This is a genomic window from Proteus sp. G3927, assembly GCF_963894685.1.
In the GTDB taxonomy this organism is placed as follows: domain Bacteria; phylum Pseudomonadota; class Gammaproteobacteria; order Enterobacterales; family Enterobacteriaceae; genus Proteus; species Proteus mirabilis.
Genome location: NZ_CAWQGX010000011.1, coordinates 136,975 through 149,167, shown reverse-complemented (window position 1 = coordinate 149,167; position 12,193 = coordinate 136,975). Strand labels below are relative to the sequence as shown.

Genomic DNA, 12,193 nt, shown 5'->3' with positions numbered 1-12,193 from the left:
TCCATTTAAGTATTAATTGTAGTTACAAATTTGCTCATAATTAAGAGCGAGATAATAATATTTATTTACGTGAATCTTGACAAGTTATATGTAATTATAATAAATATTTATTTATTAAATAATTAGAAATAGATACTTTATATGGTGGGTAAGTTAGATTTAAATATCAAAGTATAGGTAAACAGTGAAGTATTTATCTGTTGAGTTTTTTTTTAAAAAAAACAGAGGTTTTTTTTGTGTAATTATATTTATAAATAAATAGCACCTTAGTTAAAGGTGCCATTAGATATATTTTTATTTTATCATTATTTCTTTATTAATTATTAAATCTATTTCTTTTTGTGCTTGAGCATGTGACTGCTGGGCATATTCTTCGCCTAGCGCAGTACCCTCGGTGAGAATAAACTGTATATTATTAATACCAATAAATGATAAAAATTGTGTTAGATATGGAATAATTAAATCAGAGGGTTGTCCTTTATGGATACCGCCACGACTCGTTAATACAATAACTTGCTTATCTTCAAGTAATCCGACTGACCCTGTTTCAGTATATTTAAAAGTTTCGCCTGCACGCGCAATAAAATCAATATAGTGTTTTAATTGAGAAGGGATGGTGAAATTATACATAGGCGCCGTGATCACAATAATATCATGTGTTTTTAATTCATTAATTAATGTATCAGAGAGTGCTCTAGCGGCTTTTTGTTGTTCCGATAACATAGCCGTATCTTTGCCAAAAGCAAATAATGTGGCTTGATCTAAAACGGGAATGGGATCTTTTGCCAGATCACGTAGGGTAATGAGATCATTTTGGTGATGCTTTTGCCAATTTTCTATTAGATAGTCAGCCATTTTATTGCTGTGCGAGTAATTTTCTAAAATACTGGATTTTAGTACAAGAAGCTTGTTCATTTTATTCTCTCGGTAAATATCTGTTATGTTTATATAGACCAAATTTTATCTTATCTGAAAAATTTCACACCATAATCGTTTGAATATGCTATTCAAATTTATTGATTATATATATTCATAGAATAAGAAAATTCATCAACCCTTTATGTGCAAATTGGCTGTTGTGATATCATGGCAACAATATTATTTGGTTAAATAAACCTCAAAAAGGATAACAAAAGGTGGCACTATCATCTGCGATGCTCTACAAAGAGATAGAGCAACTCTCGTTGCGGGATCAGCAACGATTGAGAAAACGCTTACGTGGCGTTGATAAAATAAGTAAAGAAACGTCGAAACAGGCGGTATTAAGCGAGATTGAGCAGGATATTATTGTTGCAAAACAGCGTATATTAAATCGACAAGCTCACTGTCCTAAAATTGTTTATCCAGAAAACTTGCCTGTTAGCCAGAAAAAAGAGGCTATCTACAATGCAATCAAAGATAACCAAGTGGTTATTATTGCAGGAGAAACGGGATCGGGTAAAACAACTCAGATCCCGAAAATTTGTCTCGAATTAGGGCGAGGCGTAAAAGGGTATATTGGGCATACGCAGCCTCGACGTTTAGCTGCGCGCTCTGTCGCAGAGCGAATTGCTCATGAATTAAACACAACATTAGGTGAGTCTGTCGGTTATAAAGTTCGTTTTAGTGATCATGTTGGTGATAACACGCTGGTTAAGTTAATGACTGACGGGATTTTATTAGCTGAACTACAACAAGATAAGCTGTTATTACAATATGATACTATTATTATCGATGAAGCCCATGAGCGTAGCTTAAATATTGACTTTATTCTTGGTTATTTAAAGCAGCTTTTGCCCAAACGCCCAGATTTAAAAGTGATTATTACTTCTGCCACTATCGATCCTGAGCGTTTTTCTAAGCATTTTAATCAAGCTCCTATTATTGAGGTATCTGGCCGAACTTATCCGGTCGAAGTGCGCTATCGTCCTATTGGTGGTGACGCTTTGGATAGTGATAAGGATATGACTGAGGGCATTATTGATGCGATTGACGAGTTAAGTCGAGAAAGTGCGGGTGATATTCTTATTTTTATGAGCGGTGAGCGTGAGATAAGGGATACCGCAGAGGCATTAAATAAATTACAACTGCGTCATACCGAAGTTTTACCCCTATTTGCTCGTCTTTCTAATAGTGAGCAAAACCGGATATTTCAGCCTCATACCGGAAGACGCATCATATTAGCAACCAATGTTGCCGAAACCTCTCTTACGGTACCGGGCATTAAATATGTGATTGATACGGGTTATGCACGTATTAGTCGATATAGTTATCGAACCAAAGTTCAGCGCTTACCCATAGAGCCTATCTCTCAAGCTTCTGCGGATCAGAGAAAAGGGCGTTGCGGTCGTGTTTCTGATGGTATTTGTATTCGTCTTTATTCTGAAGATGATTTTATTTCCCGTGCGCAATTTACCGATCCTGAAATACTAAGAACCAATCTTGCTTCGGTTATTTTACAAATGACCTCGATAGGATTAGGGGATATTAGCGGATTTCCTTTTGTACAAGCGCCCGATAAACGCAATATACAAGATGGTGTACGCTTATTAGAAGAGCTGGGTGCCTTACAAGAGGGTACTGATAATAAAGGTGCTTATCGTTTGACGCCGATGGGGAAACAATTAGCTCAGCTTCCTATCGATCCAAGATTAGCGAGAATGGTTCTTGAAGCGCGCAAATATGGTGCAGTTAGAGAATTAATGGTGATCACATCGGCGCTTTCTATTCAAGATCCTCGTGAAAGACCGATGGATAAGCAACAAGCATCAGATGAAAAACATCGTCGTTTCCAAGATAAAGATTCAGATTTTCTTTCGTTACTCAATTTATGGGACTATTTAAAAACTCAGCAGAAAGAGTTGAGTCACTCTCAGTTTCGGAAACACTGTCGCCAAGAGTTTTTAAACTTTATGCGAGTTAGGGAATGGCAAGATGTCTATACGCAACTACGCCAAGTTGTGAAGGAATTAGGTTTTCCAATTAATAGCCAACCGGCCGATTTTAAAAGTATTCATGTGGCTTTATTAAGTGGGCTATTATCACATATCGGACAAAAAGATAGCGATAAGCAAGAGTTTACTGGCGCGAGAAATGCGCGTTTTGCTATTTATCCCGGCTCTGGGTTATTTAAAAAACCGCCCAAATGGGCCATGGTGGCAGAATTAGTCGAAACATCACGGTTATGGGGGCGTATTGCTGCACGTATTGAAGCGGAATGGATTGAACCTATCGCGACCCACTTAGTTAAATATCACTATAGTGAGCCTCATTGGTCAAAAGTACAGGGTGCGGTAATGGCTAATGAAAAAGTCACCTTATATGGTTTACCTATTGTGGCCTCACGATTAGTAAATTATGGCAAAATTGATCCACTATTATGTCGAGAGTTATTTATTCGCCATGCGTTGGTAGAAGGCGATTGGCAAACTCGACATGCTTTTTTCCGTGAAAATTTAAAATTACGTACCGAGGTTGAAGAGTTAGAGCATAAATCACGTCGTCGCGATATTTTGGTAGATGATGAAACGCTGTTTACATTCTACGATCAACGAATACCACAAGATGTTATCTCTACCCGCCATTTTGATAAATGGTGGAAAATAGCGCAAAAGAATTCACCTGATTTGCTGAGCTTTGAAAAAAGCATGCTTATCAAAGAAGATGCTAAACGTGTTAGTGCATTAGATTATCCAAATTATTGGCATCAAGATAATTTAAAATTACGCTTAACTTATCAGTTTGAGCCAGGTACAGCAGCAGATGGTGTCACTGTCCATATTCCATTACCGATTTTAAATCAGGTTAAAGATGAAGGTTTTGATTGGCAAATTCCGGGTATTCGTCATGAATTAGTCGTTGCCTTAATAAAATCATTACCTAAACCTATACGTCGTAATTTTGTTCCTGCGCCTAACTACGCTTCAGCTTTTTTAGAACGAGTGGTTACCCCTGAAGGTGAATTACTCGATAAATTAGAAAAAGAGCTACGTAGAATGACCGGCGTTACGGTCGAACGTGATAGTTGGCAACTTGAGCAAGTGGCCGATCACTTAAAAATGACTTTTCGAGTTGTTGGTGACAACAATAAAACCCTTGCGGAAGGAAAAGATCTTAATCAGTTAAAAGCACGTTTAAAGGACAAAGTTCAAGAAACATTATCAGCGGTAGCAGATGATGGTATTGAGCAGCAAGATTTACATATTTGGAGTTTTGGTGACTTGCCACAACGCTACGAACAAAAGCGTGGTAGCTATTCAGTTAAAGCCTATCCGGCATTAGTGGATGAAAAGAATAGTGTTGGTATCAAGCTATTTGAAACAGAAACAGAGCAACAAGCGGCAATGTGGCAGGGGATAAGACGGTTATTACTACTTAATATTCCTTCCCCCATTAAATACTTGCATGAAAAATTGCCTAATAAAGCAAAATTAGGTCTTTATTTTAATCCTTATGGCAAGGTGCTAGATCTGATTGATGACTGTATCGCTTGTGGGGTTGATAAACTCATTGCTTCTTATGGGGGATTAATATGGCAAGAAGAGCAATATCAAAAACTCCAAGATTATGTCCGTGCTGAATTAAACGATGTTGTTGTCGAAATTGCTAAACAAGTTGAATCTATTTTAACTCAGGTATTTGCAATAAATAAACGCTTAAAAGGGCGGGTCGATATTAGTGTTGCTTTTGCATTGTCTGATATTAAAGCACAACTTAATCAATTAGTTTTTCCCGGATTTGTCACATCCCATGGCTGGAAACGACTTGCGGATATTCCTCGCTATCTCAGTGCCATTGAAAAACGTATGGAGAAATTAGCGATTGATCCTAACCGTGATAGAGCACAAATGAGCCGAGTTGAAAATGTCATTTTGCAGTGGCAACAGTGGTTAGCTAAGTTAACCGAGAAGCAAAAACAGCAAGAAGAGGTACAAAATATTCGTTGGATGATAGAGGAATTAAGAGTGAGTTTATTTGCTCAACAGATAGGAACGCCTTATCCCATCTCTGATAAACGCATCTTACAAGCTATTGAGTCTATCTCATTAAGTTAAAGCTGATAGATAAACCCACAATGGTGAGTTATAGCCATTGTGGGTTTATATACTACTATTATTGATAATGTACTGAAATGGTAAATTGATCATTAATATTGTCAGCTAAAACCACTTTATTACTGTCTAAGATAAAAGATGTTATTGCGCTATTTTTTATTGAAATGGCAGTGTTCTTTTTAATATTCAATATTCTATTAGCGTTTTTTATTATTGATGGACAATTTGATATCTTCAATATAACTTCTTGGTTCTCTTTTGATTTATTATCATCCATTATGTATTCACAGCTAGTTTCATAGATATAATAAGCATTTACAGAAAACACAGGTAGTAATATTAATAACATGATAATAGGAGTTAAATGTTTTTTCATAGGGGAAATAAATTATTTATATTCTAAGTTTACATTAATTTGTGATGTTACCTTGCCAGGCAAGATGTTTTCACTCATTTTCACATAACCTACTGAAAAAGGAAAAGTATATTCCGTCGAAGGTGTTCTATGAACGCTATTATAAATAACATTACCTAAATAATATTTATTATCATTATGTTTAATTGATAAACCTACCCCAGAAGGGGTGCCATTATTTAGAAGTGTTAATAAATTAGTATTTCTACTTTTATAAATAGCAGGTGCATCAAGCTTTAATGAAACTAATGTATCTTGGTTACAAATAACACCAATAGAAAAATGTGTTTCATTAGCGGGTATTGAATCGCTTAAACTGTTTTTTTCTACAGGCGCTAATTCAATATTAGGTTGTTCAATATTAAGTTCGCAAACTTTATTCTGAGGCTTCTCAATAATCAAATTATTATAAGTAAATTTTTTATTATCTAATGTATAAACAAGAAAATCATCTATAACAAATATGTCGCTCAGAGGTTCTAGAACGATTTCACCTATTTTTATTAATTGAATATATAGTCTTGGCCAACTATCAGTACAATAAATATTTTTATATCCTTCTTTTCTAGTTTGAGCGTTACAGACATTTGCATATTCAGGCGTTACATTAAACTCATCGCCTACTAAGTTAAAAGGTGTTTTATTAAATGATATCTTAAAGCCAACTCCTGGAATATTTGTTTTGAAAATATCATCTTTATAATGCCTTGCGTTAATGATTAATTTTAGATCAACTTCCTTTTTACAATGAAGAATTGACGTAGATAGAGCGGCATCAGTAAAACTCATTTCTGCGATAGGTTGGCCAATATCGACACCTAAATCAATATCACTAGCTTTAAATCTAATATTATGTACTGGAATAAAACCATTGTCTTTTATATCGTCATAAACGCAATTGTTGCTAAATTTTGATTCATCAGAATAACAATGGAATGAGAGTAAATAAATTAAAATAATAATGTATTTCATTTTTATATATTATTCCTCTTTAATGCAATTTACAGTTTTAAAATAAATTCTATTTTGTTTTTCATTATCATTTAATTGATAGTTAAATGAGCACTGTTGTTTGTTGGAACTTCCCCATTTTACAAAAATCTTTCCTAAGATGGGTAAATTAGAAATATATAATTTATTATCTTCATTTACATAGGATATATCGGATAGGGTGCCATCAGAATTTTTCACATAGGCTGTTGCACCAAAAGGAATGTTTTGGTTAAATGTAAATAAAGCACTTTCTCCTTTAGTTATCTTAATATTTTTTGCAATAATAGCTCCTTTAGTAGGAATTAAATGATAGCTATAATTATCAATATTATAATTATAATCTAATGATTTCGCATCAATGTGGAACTTATTGTTATGGTAACTAGTTAAATTAGGAATGATTAAATAACCTCTTCGGTCTGATTCTATTGTTGGCTTTCCTATTATTTTTACTTTCTTAGCACCTGCAAAATTTAGGATAGCAAAACTATCATTTAGATCTTGGGCTAAAGTTACTCCTCCATTATGAAACACAATGCCGCCATTGAGTCCATAGCCTAAAGAATAACTATCTTTATTAAATCGAGAGTTTATATTTAGTTTGGCTATCCTACTTAAATAACTAATTTTCATTGATGAATCTAAGTGTTCTTTATTATTTTTAGAAAAATTAAGGTTATAATTTAACCGATTATTTTCTAATGTATTTCCACTAAATGAAATATTCTCATGAAAATATTTTTCTCTATTATCATAATTGATCCTTGCTGTTACCCAATGAGAGAGATCTTGACCAATAGGATAATTTAAAAAAATTGATAATTGATTATTATTGCTGTACTGATCTTTGCTATTCTCTAGCTCTAATGAATAGGAAAGTTTTTTATAATTTGAACTAGTATTAATAAAAAGTCGTTGGCTTTTTTCTTTTGAGTGATAATAGGTTGCAATATTATACCCCAACGTTAAAGCAATATTATTATTTAATGATTGTGAAAAGTGAAATCCTAAATCATATTTCTTATATTCTTTATTTACAGCATAATTCTCTTTAAATCTAAAGTAGAATGATGAGTTTAATGAAATAGTTGTATTTTCCATAGAAAATACTTTTTGGTAATTAATCTTATTGGACTGATATTGTTGATGATATTTCTCTCTTATCCAAGCGTTTTCTAATGAGACTATACCCAGGATATTTAATCCTAGGGTATTTCCAATAAGTGCTTTAATATCATCTCCTTTTTTTTCAGCTCCTATCATTGTCGTTAAATAATTGCTCACTCCATAGCTTAAATTCAATTGAGTTAATAGTTCTTTTTTCTTATTAGAAGGAAACTGTTTTTTTTGAGGATTGTTTACTAAACCCATAGTATAGTAATAATTCCATTGGTTCTTTCTTAATAAATACTGTGAAGAATAATTCCAGATTTTCTTCTTTCTTACTTCGCTATTTTCTTCTTTTATAATTAATACTAATTCACCATTTGTACCTAAAGAGGGAAGGTTATTAAGAGTAAATGGCCCAGGAGGTACAGATGTGCTATATAGTGTTTCTCCATTTTGCTCAATGCTAACTTCTGCATAGGTATAGGCGGTTTCACTTATAATGGGTGCATAACCTACTAGAGAGCCATCTTTCATTGCATTATCGCTATTGATTTGCACGCCTAGTATTTTATAAGTGTTTAAGTTAGGAGAATAAGCATAGAAATCACCCATAGTTAAAATGGAATTAATATTTCTAAGTGTCCTATATACATATTGCTGGTTTATAGAAAAAGAATTATTATTATTATTATAGTTTAGATCTTGACGATAACGCCATGCAAATAAATTAATTCCATTATATAGCTGTAGGTTATGTATGTGTTGTCCATTTAAACTATTTTGTTTATAATAATGGCCTTGATAGTTGTATTTAATGAAAGCAGCATTATCACCATCATCCAATTTCTCTTTGGAATATGAAGTGTTTTTTTCTATCGCAATTAATGGTACTTTAAAGTAAATCGACTGTTTGTTAATTTCTAATTTTATATTAAATAATTTTTTTAATAAATCATAGTCAACGATATCGTTGTCTAACTTATTTTTTAAAGGCTCGTAATAATTGGTGTTTATTCCCCATTGTTTTAAATCAAATAGAGTTATTATTGGAGTTAAGTTATTGTTTTTGTTTTTAAATGATATCTCAGAATTTTGTTTTTTATTGTTATTTATATAAATTGTTATGTTATAGGTTCCTTCGAGAAAATTTTCATTAAGCAAGAGTGAAAAATCAATATTTCCATTGTGGTTTTCAATTGCTTGTAAGTAAAGTGCATTTGCATATACATAGGGCGTAAATAATAAGAGTAAAGAAATAGGAGATAACTTTATCATAATTAATACTATTCGCTATTTTTTATGTTGATATTAACTTCATTACCAAAATCATTTATATAGCTCCAGCCTACTTTAGCTGTACCAAAATGATTTTTTCCTATATTAATTTCACTAAAAGGGGATAGCATGACTGAGATCTCTTTTTTTTCCCCATTAGAAAAAATATTTATAATAGTGAAGTAGTATTCAGAGTTGTTTTTTATTATCATTTCTTTTTTATTATTTATAGAAAAAATAATTTTTTTTGTCGCTTCTTCAACTGTTTCTGTTAAGCCATGTGGTCGGTAAAATAATTTAAACACTGATTTAATTGATATATGAATACTATTATTTTTTGATTCAGCGATAGGGATCGCTTTGCTATTTATATAAAAAAGACTTTCACGATCTGTTTGAGCTATTGATGTGATTTTGGCAATTCGCAAAATTGCAGATTGTTCTTTATTTAATTTAAATAACGGTGGGGTAATCATAAAAGGTGTATTTTTATCATTTTCATCCTTTGTGATCCAGCTTTGTATTAAATAATCAGTAGCGGAGTTTTTATTTTTTATATTAATAATAATATCATTATCGTCTTCATTATAGATAAACCGTGTTCCACTATATATTACATTTGCTTGTGTAAAAAAAGTAGAACACAGAATTATGATAAATAAAATATAAACATTATACTTCATAATAAAATAATCCTGTGTTTTTTTAATTAAGAATATTTAACGGTAAAACTTATTGATGTATTGACAGTTCCTGATGTTGGATTTGGAAGATAACTTGCGTAATTGGCATGGAATTTATAAGTTACTGTTTTATTTTCAATTCTCTTAGTTATTGCTTGGTTACCATTTAAATGAATGATATTTTTATTACCTTCATCACTACGAATGAAAATTCCTACTCCTTTAGCACCATTATTTGTGGTATTTTTATTCTTCAGAATTTTATTTTCACTCGCTAAATCAGTACCGTTAAATGTTAATGCTGCATTATTATTGCCACAATCTAATAGTTTAATTTCAAAATTACTACCTGTACTGCTTTTGGCTTTGGCCCAATCTTTATCTGAGACTATTTCCGATTTATTAATTGCGGGCAAAGTGATAAGAGAATTAGGGCTTTCTATATTGCAGGATGTTGATGTTACTGTTCCACTAAAATTAATAATATTGCTATTTTTCTTTTCTGTTGTTTTGCTATTATCTGCTAATACATTCATGCTAGAAGAGATAACTAATAATGCAGATAGTAATCTGATATGATTTTTTATTTTCATCGTTTTTCCTTTAATAAATAATTTGATAATGCAATAGGTTTATCCTATTTGTTGCGACGGAGTGGATAATATAGTTTTCTAACAAAAAGTAAATAAAGTGTATTTATCTGCTTTTTGTTAGAAAATTAGTTTATCTGTCTGTGTATTATACTCTACATGGAGGTATTAACTAAAAATAATATATTTTATTGTGTTATTCACTAGATTTTTAAAAAACATCATATAAAAAATGAATTTTATATAAAAATTATATGGGTAAATTGTGGTCAATTAATAAAATAATTAGTTACAACATACAATTTATTTCTATAATATAATGCACCTAACCATCATCAATAATATTTACTTGCTAAGTAATCAAAACATGGCGTTATTCAATTTCTAATGACAAAGCTTAAGGAAATGAACAAGAGAAGCTTGGGTAGAAAAAAAGGGGAGTGAAGGGAAAGAGATGCCCCCTTGCTTCTTTCTCAAGGGGGAATATAGATCTTAATTAAATACTAAATAGCCACAAGCAGGAATTGCGCCAATTAATACCATCATCAGTAGTATTTTTTCACTAGTATTTAATGACTGTTTATCTTTATATTGTTTTCGTGAATATAAAAATATTAATACACCGGGTGCATAGAGAACGACGGAAAGTAATAAATTAATTACACCTGATGCATAAAGTAACCATAAACCATAGAGGCTTGCAGGTATTGCTATCAGTAATAATCCTCGGCTACTGCGTTCTATGGCAACTTTAAATAAGAAAGCACCAACCAGGAAATAAGGAACGAGGATCATTTCTGACGCGATGGTCAGTAGGGTATTGTAATTACTACCAGTAAGCCAAATTAATACTAGTGATAATTGAACAGCTAAATTAGTAAACCACAAGGAAGAGGAAGGCGCATCATTGTGATTTTGTTTACTCAGTTGTTTGGGAAAAGAGTGGTGTAATGCTGCAATATAAGGGACTTCAGCAGCCATAATTGTCCAGCTTAAATAAGCGCCACATACCGATAGAATAAGGCCGGCGGCAATAACTATCTCACCTATATTTCCAATTAGTTGAACCAGTAAAGGTGCCATAGATGGGTTTTTCATCATAGCAAGCTCTGGTTGGCTAACTAATCCTTGAGATAATAGGGTAACGAGAATATAAATAATCAGCGCGATCACAACCGCAAATATTGTCGCTAAACCAACATCTCTTCTATTTTTTGCTCTTGCAGATACGACAACGGCCCCTTCAATACCAATAAATACCCATAAAGTAATTAACATGGTATTTTTTACTTGTTCCCAAACGGGCACGCCCATTTTTATCCCTTCGAAATCAAGGGTAAAAATATCCATATTAAAGGCAAGTAGGGCAACAATAATAAATAACCCCAATGGTATTAATTTTGCCATCGTGGCCATTAAATTGATACTAGCGGCTGTTTGTACACCTCGTAGAACTAAAAAGTGCACAACCCAAAGTAAGATTGATTCACCCAGCAATGCCTGCCATGTATTACCATCACCAAAAATAATATTATTAGGGCTATCGGTGAAAAAACTCACAGCAGCGAAAACGATGACTAAATAAGAGACATTGGCAACTACCGCACAGACCCAATAGCCCCAAGCAGAACAAAAGCCAATAAATTCACCAAATCCTTCTTTCGCATAGGTAAAAATACCGCCATCAAGATCAGGTCTTAAGCGAGAAAGCAATAACAATGATAGGGCGAGAAAAAGGATGCCAACCCCTGTTATTATCCAACCGATAATCAGTGCCGCAGGGCTTGCAACCTCAGCCATATTCTGAGGCAAACTGAATACACCTGCACCAACCATTGAGCTTAGCACTAACGCTGTTAGTGACATTAAACCAAGTTTTTTATTCAAAGATAAGTTCCTGCATGATTAAAATTGTGAATAAATAGCGTATTTTCTTGTTTTTGGTTTAATAATTAGCATAAATATGAATCTGTTAATTTAAGACAAAGATAAAACCACTAAAAAACAGCGAGATTTTACGGAGAGTTGACTTGGTTGTCTATGCATAAAATCATAAATTTTATGCATAAGGATAAGAAATTGAGTGAGGTTATT

7 protein-coding genes are annotated in these 12,193 nt (G+C 32.7%); 1 reads left to right on the top strand and 6 read right to left on the bottom strand.

Features of this window, described 5'->3' with window-relative positions; all coding sequences use genetic code 11:
- Nucleotides 1-294: 294 nt before the first annotated feature.
- Nucleotides 295-915 (bottom strand): FMN-dependent NADH-azoreductase, encoded by a 621-nt coding sequence (locus AACV00_RS04230; protein WP_109829075.1) that lies wholly within the window; start codon nt 913-915, stop codon nt 295-297.
- A 221-nt stretch (nt 916-1,136) separates the two neighbouring features.
- Here AACV00_RS04230 and hrpA point away from each other — a divergent pair, with 221 nt between their 5' ends.
- Nucleotides 1,137-5,033: an ATP-dependent RNA helicase HrpA gene (gene hrpA / locus AACV00_RS04225; RefSeq protein WP_161679987.1), complete on the top strand. Its 3,897-nt coding sequence runs from the start codon at nt 1,137-1,139 to the stop codon at nt 5,031-5,033.
- Between the two features lie 388 nt (nt 5,034-5,421).
- Here hrpA and AACV00_RS04220 read toward each other — a convergent pair whose 3' ends face one another.
- The 5 genes from AACV00_RS04220 to AACV00_RS04200 form a co-directional block, all read right to left on the bottom strand.
- Nucleotides 5,422-6,420, bottom strand: coding sequence for a fimbrial protein (locus AACV00_RS04220; RefSeq protein ID WP_036918283.1), 999 nt, complete (start codon nt 6,418-6,420; stop codon nt 5,422-5,424).
- Between the two features lie 9 nt (nt 6,421-6,429).
- Complete coding sequence (locus tag AACV00_RS04215) at nt 6,430-8,826, bottom strand: fimbria/pilus outer membrane usher protein (RefSeq protein WP_036918285.1); 2,397 nt, start codon at nt 8,824-8,826, stop codon at nt 6,430-6,432.
- An 8-nt stretch (nt 8,827-8,834) separates the two neighbouring features.
- The gene (locus AACV00_RS04210) at nt 8,835-9,509 is read right to left on the bottom strand and encodes a fimbrial biogenesis chaperone (RefSeq protein WP_004248012.1); all 675 of its coding nucleotides are present in this window, start codon (nt 9,507-9,509) and stop codon (nt 8,835-8,837) included.
- A 26-nt stretch (nt 9,510-9,535) separates the two neighbouring features.
- Nucleotides 9,536-10,102: a fimbrial protein gene (locus AACV00_RS04205; protein WP_004251295.1), complete on the bottom strand. Its 567-nt coding sequence runs from the start codon at nt 10,100-10,102 to the stop codon at nt 9,536-9,538.
- Between the two features lie 489 nt (nt 10,103-10,591).
- Nucleotides 10,592-11,986, bottom strand: a complete 1,395-nt coding sequence (locus tag AACV00_RS04200) for an amino acid permease (RefSeq protein ID WP_004248014.1) — start codon at nt 11,984-11,986, stop codon at nt 10,592-10,594.
- Nucleotides 11,987-12,193 lie beyond the last annotated feature (207 nt).